Raw genomic sequence first — 21,514 nt, forward strand, 5'->3', positions numbered from 1 at the left:
AACCAGTCGCAGCCCGGGGACGGACGACGGGCCGGAGCAGAACAGCTCCGGCCCGTCGTTGAACTGGCTGTCGACTACTGCTTGAGCATGTTGTCCAGCAGCAGGGCGCACCGGATCAGACCGAGGTGGCTGTACGCCTGCGGGTGGTTGCCCAGCCCGCGCTCGGCGAGCGGGTCGTACTGCTCGGGTAGCAGCCCGGTCGGGCCGGCGGTGAGCACCATCTGCGCGAACAGCTCCTCGGCGTCGGTGCGGCGGCCGGTGCGCAGGTACGCCTCGATCAACCACGCCGTGCAGATGTGGAAGCCGCCCTCGCGGCCGGGCAGGCCGTCGTCCCAGTGGTAGCGGTAGACGACCGGGCCGCTGCGCAGGTCGGCCTCGATCCGGAGCACAGTGGACAGGAAGCGCGGGTCATCGCCCGGAAGCAGGCCGGAGAGCCCGATCCAGAGCGACGAGGCGTCCATGTCCTCGTCGCCGTACGCGACGCTGTACGCCTCGACCTCCTCGTGCCAGCCGTGCTCCAGGACGTTGGCGGCGATCCGGTCGCGGAGTTCCTTCCAGTCGGGCCGGTCCTCGCCGCCGTGCTGGCGCATCACGTGCAGCGCCCGGTCGACGGTCATCCAGCACATCACCTTGGAGAAGACGTGGTGCCGGGGTGGCAGACGGGCCTCCCAGATGCCGTGATCGGGCTCGTGCCAGCGGCGGCGGACCGCCTCGACCATGTTCTCCAGCACCCGCCACTCGTCCTCGCGGACCGAGCCGCGGGCATCGGCGACGGCCGCGATCAGGTCGGAGATCGGGCCGAAGACGTCCAGCTGGAGCTGGTGGTTGGCGAGGTTGCCGACCCGGACCGGCCGGGAGCCGGCATACCCGGGCAGGGTGTCGATGACCGCCTCGGCGCCCAGCTCGTAGCCGTCGATGGTGTAGAGCGGGTGCAGCCGCTCGGGGTGACCGCCGGTGCGTTCGATGCAGCCGTCCACCCAGAGCAGCAGCGCCTCGGCCTCCTCGATGGAGCCCAGGTCGACCAGCGCGCGGGCGGTCAGCGCCGCGTCGCGGAGCCAGCAGTAGCGGTAGTCCCAGTTGCGGACGCCGCCCAGCTCCTCGGGGAGCGAGGTGGTCGCCGCGGCCAGGATCGATCCGGTCGCCTCGTGGCACAGCCCGCGCAGGGTGAGCGCGCTGCGGGCGACCAGGTCGCGGGCGGTGGACGGCAGCCGCAGCGAGGCGACCCAGTCCTTCCACGGCTGCTCGGCCGCGGCCTGCCGGTCGTGGATCGGCACCCGATGGTGCTCCAGGCTGTGCGTGGCGAAGCGCAGCTCCAGCACGACCTGCCCGCCGGCGGCGGAGAGGTCGACGACCGCCTTGGCGGTCTCGTAGCCGCCGTCGTTGTTGACCTGCCACTCCACCCCGGGGGAGTAGAGCGCGACCGGCTCGTTGGAGCCGAGCACCAGCAGGCCGTCGCCGAGTGGCTGCAACTGCACGGCGACCTGACCGAACTCGGGCCGCGGGGCGAACTCCAGCCGAACCCGGCCGCTGCCGGTGAGCACCCGGACCAGCGTCGAGTCGCCGGTGATCACCGCGGGGCCGTCCGGGGTGGTCTCCCGGGCCGGCTTGTCCAGCCAGTCGGTGACGGTGAGCCCGGACCAGCGGGTCTCCACGGTCATCGTGCCGGAGCGGTAGCGCTGGCCCAGCGGGATGCCGCCGCGTTCCGGGACGATGCTGAAGTGGCCGGCAGGGCTGCCGCCGACCAGGTCGGCGAAGATCGCCGCCGAGTCCGGCTTGGGGTGGCACAGCCAGCTGACCTTGGCATCGGGGGTGAGCAGCGCGACGGTGCGGCCGTTGGCCAGCATGGAGTGCCGCTCGATCGGCACCGCCCGCTCGCCGAACAGCCAGTGCCGGCGGGTCTCCAGCAGCAGCCCGAGCGCGCGGGCCGCTTCGATCGGCTCGGCCACCCGGTAGCCGGCCTGGGTCTCCCCGGGGCCGATCTTGATGCCGAGGTCCGGGCCGTGCAGGTTGCCGAACGCGTTCTCGTCGGTCACGTCGTCACCGATGAAGAGCACCGCGCTGGCCGCGAGCTGGGTCCGCAGCTGGTCGATCGCTGTGCCCTTGTGGGTGGCCACCACGGAGAGCTCGATGACCTCCTTGCCCTGCGTGACCGTGACGCCGTCGAAGGTGGCCGGCCCGTTGCGTACCGCCTCGATGGCAGCGGCGGCGATCTGCGGAGCGACCCCCCGGGTGTGCACGGCGACGCTGGCCGGCTTGCGTTCCAGCCGGATGCCGGGGTGCTCGGCGGCGATCTCGCGCAGCGCGTTTCGCACCCGGGTGCGCACCGCGACCAGCTCGGGGGACAGCCGCTCGACGAAGCCGATGTCGAACTCGGAGCCGTGGCTGCCGACGAGGTGCACCTCGCTGGGCAACCGGGAGAGTGCGGCCAGGTCGCGTAGCGCCCGGCCGGAGATCACCGCCACGGTGGTCTGCGGCAGCGAGGCGAGCGCGCGGATCGCGGCCACCGACTCGGGCAGCGGTACGGCCGTGCTCGGATCCTCCACGATCGGCGCCAGCGTGCCGTCGTAGTCGCAGGCGATCAGGAGCTGGGGGACCCGGGCGATCCGGCCGATGGCGGAGCGCAGCTCGGGGTCCATCACCCCGGTGGCCGTCGCCGCTCCGTCGTTGACGGACGTGTTCACGCGGCCTCCGCCTCGGAGACTCCAAGCTCGGAAAGGAAAGACTTGGCCCAGTGCCCCACGTCGTGGGTACGCAGGTGGCGTTGCATTGTCCGCATCCGGCGGCGTGCCTCGGTTTTCTCCACGTGCACGGCCCGGAGCAGGGCGTCCTTGACCGCGTCCGGGTCGTGCGGGTTACACAAAAAGGCCTGGCGCAGCTCGGTGGCGGCGCCGGCGAATTCACTGAGCACGAGCGCGCCACCCTGGTCGGCGCGCGATGCGACGTACTCCTTGGCCACCAGATTCATTCCGTCTCGCAGCGGGGTCACCATCATGACGTCGGCAGCGACGTACATCGCGGCCAGTTCACTGCGACTGTACGACTGATGCAGGTAGTGCACCGCCGGCACGCCGACCCTGGCGAATTCACCATTAATCCGACCGACTTCGCGCTCCACCTTGACCCGAAGCGCCTGGTAGTGCTCGACGCGTTCCCGACTCGGCGTGGCCACCTGCACCATAACCGCGTCCGGGACTGTCAACTTTCCGTCAGCCAGCAGCTCGCGGAAAGCCTTGAGCCGCAACTCGATGCCCTTTGTGTAATCCAGCCGGTCCACGCCCAGGATTATCGTCTTCGGGTCGCCCAGCTCGGCCCGAATCTGCTTGGCCCGGGCCTGTACCGCCGGGTCGGCGGCCATCCGCTCCATCTCCTGGGTGTCGATCGAGATGGGGAAGGCGCCCGCCTTCACCTGCCGACCGTCGACCTGGATCATCTGCCCCTCGTAGCGGAGCCCGAGCAGGTGCCGGGCCAGCCGGACGAAGTTCTGCGCGGCCAGCCGCTGCTGGAAGCCGACCAGGTCGGCGCCGAGCAGGCCGCGAAGGATCTCGGTGCGGAACGGCATCTGCATGAACAGCTCGATCGGCGGGAACGGGATGTGCAGGAAGAAGCCGATCCGCAGGTCCGGTCGCAGCTCCCGGAGCATCGCCGGGACCAACTGGAGCTGGTAGTCCTGCACCCAGACCGTCGCGCCCTCGGCCGCGACGTCCGCCGCGGCCTCCGCGAACCGCGCGTTGACCAGGCGGTACGCCTCCCGCCAGCGGCGCTTGTAGGCCGGCGTCTCCACCGCGTCGTGGTAGAGCGGCCAGATCGTCGCGTTGGACTGGCCCTCGTAGTAGCGCTCCAACTCCTCGGCGCTCAACGGGACCGGGTGCAGCCGGATGCCCTCCAGGTCGAACGGCTCGGGGGCGGCACCTGTGCCGCCGGCCCAGCCGACCCAGGTCCCCTGGTGCTCGGCGAGCACGGGATGCAGCGCGGTGACCAGCCCGCCGGGGCTGCGTCGCCACTGCCGTCCCTCGGGTGTGCTCACCTCGTCGACCGGCAGGCGGTTCGCCACTACGACAAAGGAGCTACGGACGGTCACGATCGGCCACCTCCGGGTACTGACGGGTCCACCGCGATGAGCGTACTGAGCGTAGCTGCGGCCTCTGTTGCCTCGTGCCGGAGTTCCGTACCCGCTCCGCGAGGGCTGAATCGGAATCGTGATCTTGTTGACAGGGTGGTTCGGTGAGCGGCACGACGTACTCCTGGGGCGGGGTGATGTGGGCGAAGCGGGCCGTACCTGTCAGGATTGACGATGGCGTGCGCGCGGCCGGCTTCCGGCCGGCGGCGGCGGGCGGAGGTCGCAGCCCGCGCCGCGCCGCCGATCATGCGACAGCAACCGACGGAGGTAGCCCGCACCGTGGCCCAGTACATCTACGTCCTGGAAAAGGCGCGCAAGGCGCACGGCGACAAGGTCGTGCTCGACAACGTGACGTTGAGCTTCCTGCCGGGGGCCAAGATCGGTGTGCTCGGCCCGAACGGCGCCGGTAAGTCCAGCCTCCTCAAGATCATGGCAGGGTTGGACAAGCCGAGCAACGGCGAGGCCCGGCTGATGCCCGGCTACACCGTCGGAATGCTCGCGCAGGAGCCCCCGCTCAACGACGCCAAGACCGTGCTCGGCAACGTCGAGGAGGCGGTCGCCGAGACCAAGGCCAAGCTGGAGCGGTTCAACAAGATCGCCGAGCAGATGGCGACCGACTACTCCGACGAGCTGATGGAGGAGATGGGCAAGCTCCAGGAGGAGCTGGACCACCTCGACGCCTGGGACGTCGACTCCAAGCTCGAACTGGCCATGGACGCCCTGCGCTGCCCGCCGCCGGACGCCGACGTGACCCAGCTCTCCGGTGGTGAGCGCCGCCGCGTCGCGCTCTGCAAGCTGCTGCTGGAGGCGCCCGACCTGCTGCTGCTCGACGAGCCCACGAACCACCTGGACGCGGAGAGCGTCTCCTGGCTGGAGCAGCACCTGGCCAAGTACGCCGGCACCGTCATGGCGATCACGCACGACCGGTACTTCCTCGACAACGTGGCCAACTGGATCCTGGAGCTGGACCGCGGCCGCACCTACCCGTACGAGGGCAACTACTCCACGTACCTGGAGAAGAAGGCCGCCCGGCTGGCCGTCGAGGGTCGCCGCGACGCCAAGATGAAGAAGCGCCTCACCGAGGAGCTGGAGTGGGTCCGCTCCAACGCCAAGGCCCGGCAGACCAAGTCCAAGGCACGCCTGGACCGGTACGACGAGATGGCCACCGAGGCGGAGAAGACCCGGAAGCTGGACTTCGAGGAGATCCAGATCCCGCCGGGTCCGCGCCTGGGCAGCACGGTCATCGAGGCGCACAGTCTCAGCAAGGGCTTCGGCGACCGGCTGCTGATCGACAACCTGTCGTTCTCGCTGCCCCGCAACGGCATCGTCGGCATCATCGGCCCGAACGGTGTCGGCAAGACCACGCTGTTCAAGACCATCGTCGGGTTGGAGGAGCCGACCAGCGGCGAGGTCCGGGTCGGTCCCACCGTCTCGCTGTCGTACGTCGACCAGAACCGGCAGGGCCTCGACGGCGACAAGACCGTCTGGGAGGTCGTCTCCGACGGGCTGGACTACCTGATGGTCGGCAAGGTCGAGATGCCGTCGCGGGCGTACATCGCCGCGTTCGGCTTCAAGGGACCGGACCAGCAGAAGCCGACCAAGGTGCTCTCCGGTGGCGAGCGCAACCGGCTCAACCTGGCGCTGACGCTCAAGATCGGCGGCAACGTCATCCTGCTCGACGAGCCGACGAACGACCTGGACGTGGAGACCCTCTCCAGCCTGGAGAACGCGCTGCTGGAGTTCCCCGGCTGCGCCGTGGTCATCTCCCACGACCGGATGTTCCTGGACCGGGTCGCCACGCACATCCTGGCGTGGGAGGGCGACGACCAGAACCCGGCGAAGTGGTTCTGGTTCGAGGGCAACTTCGAGGCGTACGAGAAGAACAAGATCGACCGCCTCGGCGCGGAGGCCGCCCGGCCGCACCGGGTGACCTACCGCAAGCTGACCCGCGACTGACCGGCCGAGACGGTGTCTGACCGGTTCGTCTACCACTGCACGCTGCGCTGGTCCGACCTGGACGCGTACGGCCACGTCAACAACTCGCGCTTCCTCACCCTGTACGAGGAGGCGCGGGTGGCGTTGATGTTCGCCGGCGGCCGGGCCTGGGGGGTCGGGTCGTTCGCCGACGGGGTGGTGATCCGCCGGCACGAGGTCGACTACCTGCGCCCGGTCGACTACGCGCTGGGCCGGGCCACCGCGGAGGCCGCGCCCACGGTCCGGATCGAGCTGTGGGTGGAGGAGATCCGGGCCTCCCGGTTCACCGTCGCCTACGAGCTGTACGACGGCGAGGTGCTGGCCAGCCGGGCCCGCTCGGTGCTGGTGCCGTTCGACCTGACCCGCCAGGTGCCCCGGCGGATCACCGCCGAGGAGCGGGAGTTCCTGCTCACCTACGCTCCGCAGGGCGGCGTGGCGTGACCCGGCCGGACACGGCTGGGCCGGACCGGGCGGCGGCGTCGCCGCCCGGGCACGGCCTCACCGGGGTGGCCGACGCGGGTGCCTTCCTGGCCCGGCTGGTCCGGCTGGATCCGGTGGCGCCGGTCCGGCTGCGGCCGGCCGGTGCCGCCGGCCGGGTCGCCCTCTGGGCCCGGCTGCCGTGGCAGGTGCTGGTGGTCCGGACGGTGGACGGCGGTCCGGCCGACGGCGCGTCCACGGACGTCACGGTGGCGGCCCCGGAGCTGCTGGCGGAGCTGGAGCGTGGCGGCGCGGCCCTGCCGGCCCGCCGGGACGCGCAGTGGCGGTGGCCGCTGCCGCCGGCCCGCAGCGAACCGGTGGAGGCGCTGCCCGCCGCCGACCTGTGGCGGATCGCGGGCGCGGCGGCCGGCACCCTGCGTGCCGCGAGCGAGCACGGCGTCGCCGGTCGCGCGGTGGGCCAGCGCGCGCTGCGCGACGCGCTGCTCGACCACGTGGCCGTGCTGGTCACTCCGGACGACCCGCCTGCTCCGCCGGTGGAGGTGCCGCAGCGACTGGTGCAGGGGCTGATCCGGATGGGCTTCCTGGGCACGGCCGACCGCCCGACGGGCGCGCCCGCCGAGGCCGCCGTCCAGGTGCGGGTCGCCGGCCGTTGGGTCGGCCTGGTGGGACCATACGGAGCGGCTTGGTTGCAGAAGGCCACGGATCTCGCCGTCACGCCCCTGGTGACTCGTCCGAACGGATGACCCCTGGTCATTCTTCTGGGCTGGTGCGGTCGTTGGGGGGATGCTTCAACCCGGCTGTCCGGGTACCGTCCATCCTCGGATCCAACGCACCGTAGGCGGCTGGATCCGCTGGGGAGTGAGGTGCGCGAGCGATGCCGTGGTGGTCATGGCGCCCGGGTCCCGCTGAGGGCGGCGATCCGGAAACCCGAAGCGGGATCACAGTGGAGAGCGCGGTCCGGGTCGGGCCGCCCAGCCCTCGCCAGCCGGGGGACGACTGCCCGAGCAACGAGCGGCCCGTGCTGACCGAGATGCCGGCCACCGTCGAGCCGGTGAGCCTGCGCCGGGTGTGCGACGCGCTCGATCTGCTCGACGTGCGGTACCTGGCCGACGGCGACGGCAACCTGCTGGCCATGTGGGAGCGGCACGCCGTGCTGGTCACCCTCGAGGGGCCGGAGGACGAGATCCTGGTGATGCGGGCCCGTCCGCACGCCACTGTGCCGCCGGACTGGGCTGACCGGGCCTACCGGGTGGTCAACGAGTGGAACCACACCCGTCGGTTCTGCAAGGCGTACATCGGTGATCCCACCGAGCGCGGGCAGTTACCGATCTACGCCGAGCTGCAGGTGCCGCTCGCTGCCGGCACCCACGACGCACTGCTGGTCGAGATGCTCGACTGCGGCGCTGCGGTGGCCACCAGCTTCGTGGACTGGCTGCACGACGAGGGCGCGCTGCTCTGAGGCTTCCGCCCGGCGGGCGCCTTGACGGGCCCGTCAGGCGCCGTCGGCCGGTTCGTCCATGGCGTTGACCATGAAGTGCGCGGCCCGCTCCAGGTAGTCCCAGAGCGCGCCGGCGATCTCCGGCTCCAGGTCGAGCCGGTCCACGGCGCGGCGCATGTGCCGCAGCCAGGCGTCCCGCTCGGCCAGGCCGATGCGGAACGGCGCGTGCCGCATCCGCAGCCGGGGGTGCCCCCGCTGGGCGGAGTACGTGTTCGGGCCGCCCCAGTACTGCATCAGGAACAGGGTCATCCGGTCCGCCGCCGGGCCCAGGTCCTCCTCCGGGTACATGGGCCGGAGCAGGGGATCGGTGGCGACGCCGGCGTAGAACTCGGCCACCAGCTTGCGGAAGGTGGGCTCGCCGCCGATCGCCTCGAAGAGGGTTGTCGACGCGCCGGGACGGTCGGATTCGCCTGCGGGGTTCACCGTTCCATCCTGCCAGGTGTGGGTCGCGCCAGCCCGACCCGGACGCCGTGGGTCGGGTCACGCCGGCCCGCTCCCGTTGGCGCCCGCAGGGGCCGGCTCAGGTGACCGCGTGCCGGCGACGGCCGTCGCCGGCACGCGGCTCGGGGCCCGCCCCCGTGCCGTCGGCGCTCGGGCTGTCCGGGCCCGGCGACCCGGCGTTGGCCGCGGTCGCTGCCGCGATCGTCCCGTCCACCGTCTCCTTGTCCGGCCACCGCAGCGCGGCCACCGTCATCAGCAGCACCCCGGCCGCGCTCCACAGACCGACCACCAGCGGGATTTCGAACCGTTCGGCGAGCAACCCGGTGAGCAGTACCGCCACACCCTGGATGACCTGCACGCCGGTGGCCATCACGCCGAATGCGCGGGCCCGGAAGATGGCGGGCAGCGCCTGGACGAACAGCCCGTTGGCCATCGGCAGCATGCCGGCGACCGCGAACCCGCAGAGGGCCGCGAGTAGAGCCACCACCAGCGGCGGCGGGTCGAACAGCGCCGGCACGAGGACCAGTGGGGCGAACACGGCCAGCGGCCGCATCAGGGCCAGCCGGCGGGCCGGGCCGAACAGTCGGCTCACCAGCAGCCCGCCGAGGATGAAACCGACCGGGTTGGCCGCCATGATCACCGCCTGCGCCACACCCGCGTCCAGGTCGCCGCCGGCGTCCTTGTTGGCCCACGCCGCGGCCAGCCCCTCCGGAACGATCGAGAAGAGCATCGCGCTGAAGACCAGCACCGCGATGGCCCGCAGCACCGGTGTGCCGAACACGATCTGGAATCCCTGGGCGGTCTCGCGGAGCAGGTGGCTGCGGTGCGCGGTGGTCATCAGTGGGGCCCGGTCGCGGACGCCCAGGCGGACGATCAGCGCCGAGGCGGCGAAGGTCACCGCGTTGATCAGCAGCGCGAGGGCCGGGTCGATCGCTGCGACGGCGGTGCCGAGCAGGTAGCCGACGACCTGGGCCGCCTGCCCGATGCTGCTGTTCAGCGACAACCCGACCACCAGCCGGTCACCGGCGAGGATCTGCGGTATCAGGGCGGACTTCGCCGCCTGGCTGGGCGGGTTGGCCAGCGTAGCGGCGAAGATCAGCAGCAGCACCGCCGGGACGGGCAGGTTCGGAATGGCGATGAGCAGCATCAGCGCCATCCGGATCACGTCACACGCCACCATCACCCGCCGGTACGGGTACCGCTCGGCCAGCGCGGCGAGCAGAGGCCCACCGAGCAGCCAGGGCAGGTAGCTGACCGCGAAGGCGGCGGCGGAGAGCGCGACGGATTCGGTCTGCTGGTAGACGAGCAGGGTGACGGCGGCCTTGGCGACGTAGTCACCGATCCACGAGAGGGTGCCGGCCGTGAGGACCGTCCGGAACTCGCGTTGGTCGAACACCTCGCGGAAAGTGGCCGGGCCTTCCGCGGAAGGTCGCTCGTCGGGCACCGTCGCCTCCATCGGTCCCCGGAGAGACCGCTCGTGGCAGCCCGGCCGGGAACACTCGTCAGATCTACGGATCAGCGAGGATGTGATCACGCTCCGGCGGGAACGCGTGCTCCGGATTTTGCCCGATCGTCTGACAACTAGCTAGCGCGAACGGATCGTTCGTCGCATCCCCGACTGAACGAACGGACGATACCTGAGGGGCCGGGTGGCTCGCGACCCCTGGATTCGCGGGCATTACCCGCCGGGTCAGGTCGCACCGCCCTGACCAGTTTCGCCGTCGGCCAACGGCCGGTTCGGTAGACCCGGGTAAATGCGCGAGGAGGCGATCTGCGCGGTGATCCCCGAGTTCTCCAGCGCCTCCGCCAGCCGCTGGCGCAGTTCCCGTCCCACCGCGAACTGCCCGTCGGCGGTGGTCTTCACCACAGTCCGGATCACGGCGCCGTCCACCGTCATCTGTTCGACGCCCAGCACCTCCGGCGCCTCCACGATCTCCGGCGACAGCTCCGGGTCCACCGCCACCGAGGCGGCCGCGGTCCGCAGCACGGCGGTCGCCTCCTCGGTGCCGCTGAAACCGATCGGGAGGTCCACCACCACCAGGGCCCACCCCTGGCTCTTGTTGCCCACCCGGACGATCTCGCCGTTGCGGATGTACCAGAGCACGCCGCGACCGTCGCGCACAGTGGTGACCCGCAGCCCGACCGACTCGACCACACCGGTCGCCTCGCCCAGGTCGACGGTGTCACCCACGCCGTACTGGTCCTCGATCAGCATGAACAACCCGGCGATCAGATCCTTGACCAGGCTCTGCGCGCCGAAGCCCAGCGCGACGCCGGCGATCCCGGCGCTGGCCAGCAACGGAGCCAGGTCGAAGCTGAACTCGCGCAGGATCATCAGCAGCGCGATGCCGAAGACGAACGCGGTGGTCAGGCTGCGTAGCACCGAGCCGATCGCCTCGGCCCGCTGTCGACGCCGCTCCGGCACGAACTCGGTCGGGTTGGCCGCGGCGGTGGGCACCCGTTCGCGCAGCGGCCGCAGCATCGTCGGCACCGCGCCGTCGGTGGTGGTCCGAACCAACCGGTTGATCGTCCGGTGCAGCGCCCAGCGGGCGACCATCGCCAGCGCCACGATCAGCAGCACCCGCAGCGGCTTGAGCAGGATCCAGTAGCTGCCCTCGGCGAACCAGGCCGAGTGGGTCATGCGGTACAGGAACTCGCAGGACGTGCTGCCCTGACAGTTCACCGACCTGGTGGTGGACAGGGCAGGGGGCATCAGGCTGGCGGCACTCACCCTGTCTTCGTACCGCAACGGGTCGGCGCGGCCACCGGCGACCCACCGGCCGGGTGATCTGCCGCAGCCCGCTACGGACGGGCGTCCGCCGTGCCGGTGCCGCCGCTCAGCGGTCGGCTGCGGGGCGGGCGGCCACCCGGATCCGGCGGATTCCCGGCACCGCCAGGCCGATCAGCAGCACCCCTATGCCGGCCCAGATCCCGAACGCGAAGGTCGTGGAGTGCCGTTCCGCCAGCATCCCGAGACCGGGGCGGGCCACGGCGATGCCGACACCACCGACACAGGCGATCACCCCGAAGATCGTGGCGCGTACCGCTCGCGGGGTGACCTCGTTGGTGAAGACCTCCAGCACCGTCAGGCCGAGGGTGTAGCCGAATCCCATGATCGGCAGGAAGAGGAACGGGCCGAGCCGGTCCATCTGGTTGGTCGCCACCAGCGCGGCGAGGATGAGGAGGAACGCGGCGCTCAGCGCACCCGCGCGGTACGCCGGGCGGACGTATCCGGCGACCAGCCCACCGAGCGCCGAGGCGGCCGCGAACACCCCGTACATCCATCCGGTGACCTGCGCGGACAGACCCAGATGCAGCGCGAGTGGCTGGAAGAGGATGCGAGCGCTCCAGCCGAACAGCAGCAGCAGCGCGCCCAACCGCACGGCCCGGCGTACCCGGGGGTCGGCTGCCGCGCCCCGGATGTCCGCCAGCACCGAGGAGAGCGTGGCGACCACCCGTGAGCCGGCGATCTCCGGCAGCGTGTACGCGAGCAGGAACGCGACCGCGGCCAGTACGGCGGTGACGGCGAACGGGAGCCGGTGGTCCACGTCGTACAGGTAGCCCGCGGCCAGCAGCGAGACGAGGACGGACACGTTGCCGACAGCCCGCACCAGCCCGATCGCCCTGGCCGGGTCGATGTCGAGCGGGTCCTGGGCGCACAGTTCGTACAGATAGGTGCTGGCGGCGCCGGACGACAACGCCCACAGCACACCCCAGAGCACCCATGCTCCGAACAGCACCTGCACGGACCGGATCTGCGTGATGACGGTGAAGGTCAGCACCGTCGCACCGGCCAGCGCCAAATAGGTGGCGCGCCGCCCGACCCGGTCGGCGACCAGCCCCACCGGGAACTCGCAGATCACCGAGACGATCCGGAACGCTCCGTCGGCGAGTACCGCAGTTGCCAGAGGGAAGCCCAGGTCGAGCAGGTAGATCAGCCAGATGGGAAACCAGAACTGCACTTCGAGCAGGAACTGGGTGATCGCCAGCGTCCGGATCGGGCGGCTGCGCAGGGCTGTTCGCATCAGGTCCGGTCGCGCCGGAAGAACAGATACATGATCACCAGGAGCAGCGACACCATGCCGGATGTGATCAGGACGGCGTCCGCCGGCTGCCCGGCGATCCACGCCATGATCGACGAGCGGCCCAGGTCGTGGACCGCCATGCCCGGGTCGCTGGTCATCGAACGCCCGAACTCGGTCACCGCGAGCGCCGTACCCAGGATCGACGTCACGCCGATACCCAGCAGGATGAGGTCGGTGAACATCGCCGAACGAGCCGTACGCCGTGTGGCGAGCTCGGCCAGACGCCGGTCGCAGACCTCGATCTTGAACCGGACCGGCTGGGCCAGCAGGCTCTCGTAGTCCCAGAACTCGAGGATGGCGTCCATCTCCGCCCGTACCGCGCGCTTGAGGTACTTCGACAGGTCCTGGCGCTCCATGATGATCAGCTCTGCGCGCCGGCTCAGCCCCAGCAGGTTCCCCTTCAGCTGTTCCAGTTCCCAGCGCGAGTCTGCCGCCGCCGAATCCGCGAGGATCTTCGACAGTCGGGTGTCGATCCGATCCAGCGCGCCGTAGAACACCTGCGCGTAGCGCAGGGCGTCCCACTGGTCGCGGAACGGGTCACCGGGCAGCATCCGGCCGCCCACCCCGGTGCGGTCCAGGAAGATGTAGTTCAGCCAGCGGACCAGGTGCTCCAGGTCGCCGTCGAGCAGCCGGTCCGCCGGGTCACGGACGTCGTCGGCGATCACCACGTCTTTGATCCAGTGCCGGGTCACCGCATCGGCTCCCGGTTCGGCCGGGTCGAGTACGAGGCTGCGGGTGACCCAGAGCGGTTCGCCGAACTCCGCCGTCAACGGGTCGCCCTCGGGGGTCGCCGCGGCCAGGATCCGGTTGTCCCGGTCGGCCGCACGCAGCAGGCGCAGCAGCGGGTCCAGGTACCGCGCGACGATCTCGCGCGCTGTCCGCTCACCCATCGCCACCGCTCGGGCCTGGAGTTCGTCGAGGCGGCTCGCCAGGCCATCGGTGTGCTCGGTGGGCCGCGGATCAACGTCCGCCAGCATCTCCAGCAACATCAGGCCGTGGTCGTACAGCCGGAAGCTGATCTCGATGACCCCGGCATGCGGGGCGGTGGTGACGCCGCCGAACACACCCGGCAGGTGCTCCGGGTCCAGCGTGCCGGTGAGGACGTGCATCGTCCGCCCGATGGCATGGTCATCGATGGTGCGGTAGAGGTTCAACGAACGTGTGGCCCGGGTGTGTTCCAGCACGACGGACGGGGGACGCCAGGGCACGTCCGCCACCGGGCCCGGGGCCAGTCCCGCCAGCAGCTCGTCCACCGCCGGCTGCTGGTCGGCCCAGAAACCCGCGTACCCGTGCGGATCGCGCAGAGACGCACCGGGTACGGCGTAGTAGTCCACGACGACCGGAGCCAGGATCCGTAGCTGGATCATCACGTTCCCGGATCGAGCTGGAGTGCACGGGCATCGACGTGCAGCACCCGGCCCTGCGCGGGGCCGTTGGTGATCTTCACCTGGACGAGGACCTTCGCCGGCGGCGGGCCGCCGGTTCCGACGAACGCCTCGGGCCAGGCCAGCACTCGGGCCCTGGTGCCCTTCGGGGCGAGCAGAACCGTCCTGCCCTCCTGGTCGAGGAGTTCCACCAGACCTGACGGGCCGACCGGAGTCAGGGTCACCTCGTGGAACGCGGACGGTTCGAGCCCGGCGACGATGTCCTCGTACTCCTGGCTCTGGCGCATCTTCGCGAGCACTCCGTTGAACTTCGCCATCACCGAGGCGGCCTCGTTGGTGTCCGCCATCATGAAGTGCAGGCCCTGCACCGAGTGCACCAGCCGGTTGTCGCCCGGAAGGTGACCGAAGTCGTCGGCGTCGGCGGCGAAGGACGGGTCGGCGAGCACCGCCTGACCGGGGAGCAGCCCCTCGGCGAGCAGGTCGATCCGGCCGTCGGCGAGCGCCCGGAAACCCTCCAGGGTCGATCCGAACTCCACGAATTCCGGAACCGCCGACTCCAGCTCGTCCCAGTAGTCGTACCCGGCGATGCCGCCCACCCGTAACGCACCGAGGTCGCCGGCGGACGAGACCTTCGGCTCGCCGTTGCGGCGGTTGTAGAACAGCACGTACTCGAAGTCGATCAGCGGGTCGGAGAGGAGGAACCTGGTACGCCGTGACTCGCTGGCCACCAGCGGAAACGCCCCGATGGAGGCCGCGGAGGAGACATTTTCCTCGGCCAGGGACCAGGACGTGTACCTGACCTCGGGGGAGTATCCGGACCGGCTGAGCAGTTCCACGACCAACTCCGTGACCGGCCCGCCGCCGGGCAGATCGGGACCCACGAACGGTGCCCACGCACCGCTGGAGACCAGCACGGCCCGGGACGGTGCGGCGGGGGAACCGCGCAGTCCGACGGCCACGATCCCCGTGGCCGCGACCACCGCCCCCAACAGGACCAGCGTCGGCGCCCAGCCCCGAAGCGGCCGCAGCAGGGCGGCCAGTCGGCGCGAGTTCGGGGTCACGACCGGCGATCTTATCCGGGCCGATCCATACCCGGGCACCGCCGACCAGGCCGGGCCCCGGTGCGCGTGGTGGCTCTGAGGGCCCGCCCGGCGTAACGGTATGAGTACGACCGTCGGGCAACGGAGGGTTCGCCCAGGCCGGAGCGCCGATGCGTCCCGGTCCGGGTGATCCGCCTACCAGATGCAAGATTAGTACGTGCAATCCGGGGTCCGATCAGGGACTATTGGCGCAACGGACGTCGGTGATCGGACCGGCGTCGACCGTGTGGGTCGTCGTGCCCCACTCCGGTCGGCGGCGGCGCCCAGCAGCCGCTGAACCGGGAGGGTGAGCGCGATGCCTGACATACGACCCACTGTGGGCTCCGGCGCGTTGGTCCTCAACGCCACCTACGAGCCGCTGTGTGTCGTCTCGGTGCGTCGAGCCGCGATCCTCGTTCTGTCCGCCAAGGCGGTCTGCGTCGCCGATGGTGACGGCATCCTGCACAGCGCGCGGGACGCGCTCCCAGTGCCGTCGGTCGTCCGGTTGACCCGCTTCGTCCGGGTTCCCTACCGCACCCACGTCGGGCTGTCCCGCCGAGCGATCTTCGCCCGGGACGGGTGGCGGTGCGCCTACTGCCGAGGCCCGGCGGAGACCATCGACCACGTCTTCCCGCGGAGCCGGGGTGGCCGGCACGCCTGGGAGAACGTGGTCGCCGCGTGCGCGCGGTGCAACCACACCAAGGGCGACAAGACCCCGGCCGAGCTGGGTTGGCGGCTGCACGCCCTGCCGGCCGCGCCGAAGGGCACCGCGTGGCGGGTGCTCGGACACCGCGCCCCCGACCCGCGCTGGGCCGACTGGCTCGACCTGCGAGAGCCCGAAGCCGCCGCCTGACCCTCAACCAGACCGAGCCTTGACCAACGAAGCGAACACCACCACGTTGTCCGAGTAGCCGGTCTCACCGCCGACCCAGCGGCCGCCGCAGGTGATCAGCCGGAGGCTCGGGCGGCTGAAGTCGCCGTACACCTCGTCCACCGGCAGCCGCCCCTTGTCGAACCGCTCCACCGAATCGACCTCGAAGACGGCGACCCTGTGGTCGGAGCGGGTGACCTCGATCTGATCGCCGGAACGCAGCTCCCGCAACTGGTGGAAGACCGCCGGCCCGCTGGTGGTGTCCACGTGCCCGACGATCACCGCCGGGCCGTACTGGCCGGGCGTGGGGCCCTGGTCGTACCAGCCGGCCTCCTGGGCACGGCCCGCGTCCGGCACGGCGATGGTGCCGTCCGAGGCGATGCCCACGTCATGCACCGGCGCCTGCAGGTCCAGCGTGCGGATGGCCAGACCCGTCGGGCGGCTGGCCGGCAACACCGGAAACTTCTTCGGCGGCGGCCGCAGGCCGGCGCTGAGCCGGTCGGGCAGCATGTTGATCCCGGTCACCTGCTCGACGCCGAGCATCGCCACGATCAGCACCATCAGCGCGGCGACGGCCAGCACCGGCACTCCCGGCCCGGTGCCCAACCGCCGCCGGGCCAGCGGCGAGGAGGCCGGGCGGCGTGGCGGCAGCGGGCGGGCCGCCGGGTCGGTGGTGGTGACGCTGGCCGACACCGCCTGCCCCGCGACCCGACGCAGCCGGCCGGAGGCGCGGGCCAGCAGCCGGCCGGAGGCACGTAGCCTCGCCCCGGCCCGGCTGCGGGCACCGCGGTCCGGCCGCGCACGCGCGGTTCTGCGGCTCATGGCTGATCCGGCTCAGGAGCCGGCCCCGGTCCGGCGCCGGCCCCCGGTCATGCCGAGCACGATCGCGGTGGCCACGAGCGCGACCCCGCCGAGCACCAGTAGCGATCCGGTGCCGCGACCGCCGGCCGTGCCGCCGCCCCCGGTCGCCGGCCCCTTGCTGGGTGAGGCCATGTTCAGCACGGTCAGCATGGCCGAGGCCGTCTGGCCGTTCTGGCAGCGCAGTTCGACCGGGTAGTCGCCGGGCTGCTTGTTGCCCGGGACTGTCACCTCACCGGTCAGGAACCCCTTGTCCGGTCTGAGCATCACGTGCCCGAACGCGTCGGAGTGCACGTTGGCCTGCTCGTTGTTGTTGTTGTCGCAGCTCGCCCGGATGTTGACCCGGCTACCGGCCTGGACGCTGTTCGGCGTCACCTCGATGAAGGTGTTCTCGCCGGCACGTGCCGGTGAGACCGACATCAGGACGAATGCCCCGACCAGCCCGACAAGTGTCAGGGCGGCCGAGAGCGCGCGGTTGATCGTGCGAAGACCCTGCATGATTTCCCCCTCCCGGCGACAACCGCCGGAACCCTCCCCTGGGCACCGCGCTGATTTCCCGCTGGCCCGGGGGCAAACCCGCAGGCGGGCAGGGTGCGGGCGGGGTCAGCGGTGGCGAGAGGTGGTGCCGGCGGACGGCAGCGGGGTGATCGGCTGCCAGTCCAGTGGGGAGGACAGGACCATCGTGCTCGACGGCTGGCCGTACGGGGCGAGTCGGTCGATGACTGCCTCGAACTCGCCGATCGAACCGGCCGCCACCTTGAGCATGCTGCACGCGTCCCCGGTGATCCGGTGGATCTCCAGGATCTCCGGCCAGCCGGCGACCGCGGGGTCGTGCAGGATGCATCGCGCGCCGTAGCAGGACATCCGGATCAGGGCGACCACTGTGCGACCGGCCCGGGTCAGGTCGACCTGGGCGTGGTATCCGGTGATCACCCCGGCCTCCTCCAGCCGTCGGACCCGCTCGGCGACCGCGGGTGGGGACAGGTGCACCCGCCGGGACAGCTCGCTGAAGGAGAGCCGCGCGTCGGCCTGCAACTCACGCAGCAGCGCCCAGTCCATGTCGTCCACGCTCAGACCTTACTTTCGTGAACCTAATTCGCCCAGCTGCCTTTGGTTCGGCAGATGAACTCGGCAAGAGCCGTTGATCCGGCATTCCGCAGGCCGGTCTGGCCACGAGATCATGACGTCGGCCAGTCCGGGGGAGGGAGACGAATGGTGGATCAGACGGAGCGGCGGGCGCCGAACCGCGCCGCCACGGTACGACCGGTGACCCCGCGGCAGCGGGCCGCCCGCGCCGCGCGCAACGGCGGTGAGCCGACGTTGGAGTTCGCCGAGTTGGTGCCGTACGACGCGTACGTGCAGGCGAGCGCCCTGCACCAGTTGCAGCGCCCGCTCAGCACCGACCCGGGTGAGATGTCCTTCCTCATGGTCAGCCAGATCATGGAGCTGTACTTCGGGCTGACCTGTCACGAGCTGCGGGAGACCCAGCGACTGCTGCGCGCCGACCGGGTCTGGGACGCGCTGGCCCCGCTGCGGCGCGCCACGCTGCACCTGGAGGGGCTGAACGCCGCCTGGCAGGGCCTGCGCTGGATGACGCCGGCCGACTTCAACCGGTTCCGCAACCTGCTCGGCGAGGGCTCCGGCTTCCAGTCGGCGATGTACCGGCAGTTGGAGTTCCTGCTCGGGCTGCGCGACCCGGCGCTGATCCGGCCGTTCCGCCGGCAGGCCGAGGTGTACGCCGAGCTCAGCGCCGCCCTCGCCAGCCCGAGCCTCTGGGACGACGTGCTCGCGCTGCTCGCCCGGCGTGGCTTCGACCTTCCCGCCGACCTGCTCGACCGGGACGTCGCGGTCGAGCACGACCCGCAGCCGTCGGTCGAGGCGGCCTGGGTACGGATCTACGCCGACGCCGGCCCGGACAACCACCTGCGGCTGCTCGGCGAGGCGTTGAGCGCTGTCGCCGAGGAGTTCGGCGACTGGCGGTGGAACCACGTCAAGGCGGTGCAGCGGACAATGGGCGCCAAGGTCGGCAGCGGCGGCTCCGCCGGACTGGCGTGGTTGCAGCGCAGCATGGCCCGGGTGGTCTTCCCGGAGCTGTGGTCGGCCCGCACCGCGATGTGACCGGAGAGCGAGACACCCCTGTGCACACCCCTGAAGGAGAGGCGTACCGCCTCGACGAAGCCGACCCGGGCCATCGGCACCTGTTCCACGTGCCGCCGGCCGACGGCGGCAGCCATCCCGAGTCGGCGTACCTCGCCGGCAACTCGCTCGGCCTGCAGCCCCGGGCCACCCGCGACGAACTCCTCGCCGACCTGGACGCCTGGCGGCGGCTCGGCGTCGAGGGGCACCTGGAGGCGGAGCGGGCCTGGCTGCCGTACCACGAGCTCCTGACCGCTCCGGCGGCCCGACTGGTCGGCGCCCGGCCCGCGGAGACCGTGGTGATGAACTCGCTCACGGTCAACCTGCACCTGCTGATGGTCAGCTTCTACCGCCCGGCCGGCGCCCGCACCCGCATCGTCATCGAGGACGCCGCGTTCCCCTCGGACAGCTACGCGGTGCGCAGCCAGGCGCGGTTCCACGGCCTGGACCCGGACGAGACCGTGGTCCGGCTGCGCCCGCGCCCCGGCGAGGACGCCCTGCGCACCGAGGACGTGACCGGATACCTGGCCGCCGAGGGCGACCGGGTGGCGCTGGTGCTGCTCGGCGGGGTCAACTACCTGACCGGCGAGCTGCTGGACATTCCGGCGATCACGGCCGCCGGCCGGGCGGCCGGAGCGGTGGTCGGTTGGGACCTGGCGCACGCGGTCGGCAACGTGCCGCTGGCCCTGCACGACTGGGACGTCGACTTCGCCGCCTGGTGCTCCTACAAGTACCTGAACTCGGGCCCGGGCGCGCTGGCCGGTGTCTTCGTGCACGAGCGGCACCTCGGCGACCCTGACCTGCCCCGCTTCGAGGGTTGGTGGAGCACCGCGGCGGCCACCCGGTTCGAGATGACCCCGGTGTCCCGGCCGCCGGCCACGGTGGAGGCCTGGCAGATCTCCAACCCGCCCATCTTCGCGATGGGCCCGGTGCGCACCTCGCTGGAGCTGTTCGACGCGGTCGGCATGCCGGCGCTGCGCGCCCGCAGCCTGCGGCTCACCGGCTGGCTGGAGCGGCTGCTCGACGAGGTCACCGCCGACCGGCCGCTGCGCGTCATCACCCCGCGCGACCCGGCCCGGCGGGGCTGCCAGCTCTCGGTGCGGATCGGCGCCGGCAGCGCCGCCGAGCTGACAAAACGCCTGCGGTACGAGCACGGCGTGATCGCCGACGCCCGGGAGCCGGACGTCGTCCGGTTCGCCCCGGTGCCGCTCTACTCCACGTACCTTGACTGCTGGCGAGCCGCGGCCGCGCTGGCCGCGACGGTCGGGGCGACGTCATGACCGCCCGGCGTGACGAGATCGCGATCATCGGCGCCGGGCTTGCCGGTTGCCTGGCCGCCTGCTTCCTGGCCCGGCGCGGTCACCCGGTGGCGCTCTACGAGCGCCGACCGGACCCGCGCACCGGCACGGCGGAGCGGGGCCGCTCCATCAACCTGGCGCTCTCCGAGCGGGGGCTGGACGCGCTGCGCCGGATCGGCCTCGACGAGCAGGTGATGACCGACGCGCTGCCGATGCGCGGCCGGATGATCCACCCCGTCGAGGGGGAACCGCAGTTCCAGTCGTACAGCGCGGCCGGCGACCGGGCGATCAACTCGATCAGCCGGGGTGCCCTGAACAACGCCCTGCTGGACGCGGCCGCCGAGCTGCCCGGCGTGCGGATCGTCTTCGACCACCGGCTGGTCGGGCTCGACCCGACCGACGGCGGCCTGACCTTCGACACCCCGCACGGCCCGGTCACCGCCAAGGCGTCGGTGGTGCTCGGAGCCGACGGCGCGGGCTCCGCGGTACGCGGGCAACTGCTGGCGCACGGCCTGCTGAGCGAGAGCGTGGACTTCCTCGACTACGGCTACAAGGAGCTGACCCTGCCCCCGTTGGGCGGGGATTTCGCGCTGGAGGAGGACGCACTGCACATCTGGCCGCGCGGCACCTCGATGATGATCGCGCTGCCCAACCCGGACCGCTCCTTCACCTGCACGCTGTTCTGGCCCAACCAGGGCGCCGGCAGCTTCGCCTCGCTGGACCGCCCGGACGCGATCGAGCGGCACTTCGCCCAGCACTACCCGGACGTGATCCCGCTGGCGCCGGACCTGGTGGACGACTACCAGCACAACCCGGTGGGCGTTCTCGGCACGGTCCGCTGCACACCCTGGCAGGTCAACGGGACGGTCGGCCTGCTCGGCGACGCCGCGCACGCCATCGTGCCGTTCTACGGCCAGGGCGCCAACTGCGCCTTCGAGGACGTGGTGGAACTGGACCGCTGTCTGGACGAGTGCGCCGACGACTGGGCGGCGGCGCTGCCACTGTTCCAGCGGCGGCGGCAGGAGAACGCCGAGGCCATCGCGAGGATGGCGTTGACCAACTTCGTGGAGATGCGGGACAAGGTCGCTTCCCCGGTCTTCCAGCTCGGCCGGCGGGTGGAGCACGCACTGGAACGGGCGCTGCCCGGCCGGTACGTTTCCCAGTACGAGCTGGTGTCCTTCTCCACCACCCCGTACGCCGAGGTTCGCCGCCGGGTCCGCCGGCAGCACCGGGCGCTCGGCGTGCTCGCCGGCGGCGCCGCGTTGCTGCTGGTCGGCGCGATCGGCGCGGCGCTCAGCCGAGGGAGGCGCGCATGACCGGCAACTGGGATCCGC

General features: G+C 71.4%; 19 protein-coding genes. 8 read left to right on the forward strand and 11 right to left on the reverse strand.

What is annotated here, in order from left to right:
- Positions 1-74: 74 nt before the first annotated feature.
- Both otsB and GA0070607_RS18595 read right to left on the reverse strand, forming a co-directional pair.
- Positions 75-2,636 (reverse strand): trehalose-phosphatase, encoded by a 2,562-nt coding sequence (gene otsB / locus GA0070607_RS18590; protein WP_089021929.1) that lies wholly within the window; start codon positions 2,634-2,636, stop codon positions 75-77.
- A 41-nt stretch (positions 2,637-2,677) separates the two neighbouring features.
- Positions 2,678-4,078, reverse strand: a complete 1,401-nt coding sequence (locus GA0070607_RS18595) for an alpha,alpha-trehalose-phosphate synthase (UDP-forming) (RefSeq protein WP_089019342.1) — start codon at positions 4,076-4,078, stop codon at positions 2,678-2,680.
- A gap of 318 nt (positions 4,079-4,396) precedes the next feature.
- Between GA0070607_RS18595 and ettA the strand changes: the two genes are divergently transcribed.
- The 4 genes from ettA (at position 4,397) to GA0070607_RS18615 (ending at position 7,988) form a co-directional block, all read left to right on the forward strand.
- Entirely contained in the window at positions 4,397-6,073 is a 1,677-nt protein-coding gene (ettA, locus tag GA0070607_RS18600; RefSeq protein WP_089021930.1) for an energy-dependent translational throttle protein EttA, read from the forward strand.
- A 12-nt stretch (positions 6,074-6,085) separates the two neighbouring features.
- Entirely contained in the window at positions 6,086-6,532 is a 447-nt protein-coding gene (locus tag GA0070607_RS18605; RefSeq protein WP_089019343.1) for an acyl-CoA thioesterase, read from the forward strand.
- Positions 6,529-7,272 carry a serine/threonine-protein kinase gene (locus GA0070607_RS18610; RefSeq protein WP_089019344.1) on the forward strand — a complete coding sequence of 248 codons (744 nt, stop codon included), beginning with the start codon at positions 6,529-6,531 and terminating at the stop codon, positions 7,270-7,272. Before GA0070607_RS18605 ends, GA0070607_RS18610 begins: the two co-directional genes overlap by 4 nt.
- Positions 7,273-7,403: 131 nt before the next feature.
- Positions 7,404-7,988, forward strand: coding sequence for a type III secretion system chaperone family protein (locus GA0070607_RS18615; protein WP_089019345.1), 585 nt, complete (start codon positions 7,404-7,406; stop codon positions 7,986-7,988).
- Positions 7,989-8,021: 33 nt separating this feature from the next.
- Here the strand turns inward: GA0070607_RS18615 and GA0070607_RS18620 are convergent, their stop codons facing one another.
- The 6 genes from GA0070607_RS18620 to GA0070607_RS18645 form a co-directional block, all read right to left on the reverse strand.
- The gene (locus GA0070607_RS18620; RefSeq protein WP_089019346.1) at positions 8,022-8,450 is read right to left on the reverse strand and encodes a globin; all 429 of its coding nucleotides are present in this window, start codon (positions 8,448-8,450) and stop codon (positions 8,022-8,024) included.
- Between the two features lie 97 nt (positions 8,451-8,547).
- Positions 8,548-9,924: an MFS transporter gene (locus tag GA0070607_RS18625; protein WP_089019347.1), complete on the reverse strand. Its 1,377-nt coding sequence runs from the start codon at positions 9,922-9,924 to the stop codon at positions 8,548-8,550.
- A 234-nt stretch (positions 9,925-10,158) separates the two neighbouring features.
- Positions 10,159-11,181 carry a mechanosensitive ion channel family protein gene (locus GA0070607_RS18630; protein ID WP_231931175.1) on the reverse strand — a complete coding sequence of 341 codons (1,023 nt, stop codon included), beginning with the start codon at positions 11,179-11,181 and terminating at the stop codon, positions 10,159-10,161.
- Positions 11,182-11,305: 124 nt separating this feature from the next.
- Positions 11,306-12,493: an MFS transporter gene (locus tag GA0070607_RS18635; RefSeq protein ID WP_089019349.1), complete on the reverse strand. Its 1,188-nt coding sequence runs from the start codon at positions 12,491-12,493 to the stop codon at positions 11,306-11,308.
- Positions 12,493-13,920, reverse strand: coding sequence for a hypothetical protein (locus tag GA0070607_RS18640; RefSeq protein ID WP_089019350.1), 1,428 nt, complete (start codon positions 13,918-13,920; stop codon positions 12,493-12,495). Before GA0070607_RS18640 ends, GA0070607_RS18635 begins: the two co-directional genes overlap by 1 nt.
- Positions 13,920-14,999, reverse strand: coding sequence for a substrate-binding periplasmic protein (locus tag GA0070607_RS18645; protein WP_157743177.1), 1,080 nt, complete (start codon positions 14,997-14,999; stop codon positions 13,920-13,922). Before GA0070607_RS18645 ends, GA0070607_RS18640 begins: the two co-directional genes overlap by 1 nt.
- A 334-nt stretch (positions 15,000-15,333) precedes the next feature.
- Here GA0070607_RS18645 and GA0070607_RS18650 point away from each other — a divergent pair, with 334 nt between their 5' ends.
- Positions 15,334-15,870: an HNH endonuclease gene (locus GA0070607_RS18650; RefSeq protein WP_074313833.1), complete on the forward strand. Its 537-nt coding sequence runs from the start codon at positions 15,334-15,336 to the stop codon at positions 15,868-15,870.
- 3 nt (positions 15,871-15,873) lie between these two features.
- Here GA0070607_RS18650 and GA0070607_RS18655 read toward each other — a convergent pair whose 3' ends face one another.
- The 3 genes from GA0070607_RS18655 to GA0070607_RS18665 all read right to left on the reverse strand — a co-directional run bounded on the left by GA0070607_RS18655 (position 15,874) and on the right by GA0070607_RS18665 (position 17,814).
- Positions 15,874-16,710 (reverse strand): class F sortase, encoded by an 837-nt coding sequence (locus GA0070607_RS18655; RefSeq protein WP_089019352.1) that lies wholly within the window; start codon positions 16,708-16,710, stop codon positions 15,874-15,876.
- Between the two features lie 12 nt (positions 16,711-16,722).
- Positions 16,723-17,244 carry a hypothetical protein gene (locus GA0070607_RS18660; RefSeq protein WP_089019353.1) on the reverse strand — a complete coding sequence of 174 codons (522 nt, stop codon included), beginning with the start codon at positions 17,242-17,244 and terminating at the stop codon, positions 16,723-16,725.
- Between the two features lie 105 nt (positions 17,245-17,349).
- The gene (locus GA0070607_RS18665; RefSeq protein WP_089019354.1) at positions 17,350-17,814 is read right to left on the reverse strand and encodes an Lrp/AsnC family transcriptional regulator; all 465 of its coding nucleotides are present in this window, start codon (positions 17,812-17,814) and stop codon (positions 17,350-17,352) included.
- Between the two features lie 147 nt (positions 17,815-17,961).
- Here GA0070607_RS18665 and GA0070607_RS18670 point away from each other — a divergent pair, with 147 nt between their 5' ends.
- From GA0070607_RS18670 to GA0070607_RS18680, 3 genes are read left to right on the forward strand one after another with little or no spacing between them, the layout of a single operon-like run.
- Positions 17,962-18,864 (forward strand): tryptophan 2,3-dioxygenase, encoded by a 903-nt coding sequence (locus GA0070607_RS18670; RefSeq protein ID WP_089021931.1) that lies wholly within the window; start codon positions 17,962-17,964, stop codon positions 18,862-18,864.
- Positions 18,840-20,162, forward strand: a complete 1,323-nt coding sequence (gene kynU / locus GA0070607_RS18675) for a kynureninase (protein ID WP_408630839.1) — start codon at positions 18,840-18,842, stop codon at positions 20,160-20,162. The genes GA0070607_RS18670 and kynU overlap by 25 nt, the downstream gene beginning before the upstream one ends.
- Complete coding sequence (locus tag GA0070607_RS18680) at positions 20,159-21,496, forward strand: FAD-dependent oxidoreductase (RefSeq protein WP_089019356.1); 1,338 nt, start codon at positions 20,159-20,161, stop codon at positions 21,494-21,496. The genes kynU and GA0070607_RS18680 overlap by 4 nt, the downstream gene beginning before the upstream one ends.
- Positions 21,497-21,514: the final 18 nt, after the last annotated feature.

The sequence above is a fragment of the Micromonospora coriariae genome (genome assembly GCF_900091455.1).
GTDB classification, from domain to species: Bacteria; Actinomycetota; Actinomycetes; order Mycobacteriales; family Micromonosporaceae; genus Micromonospora; species Micromonospora coriariae.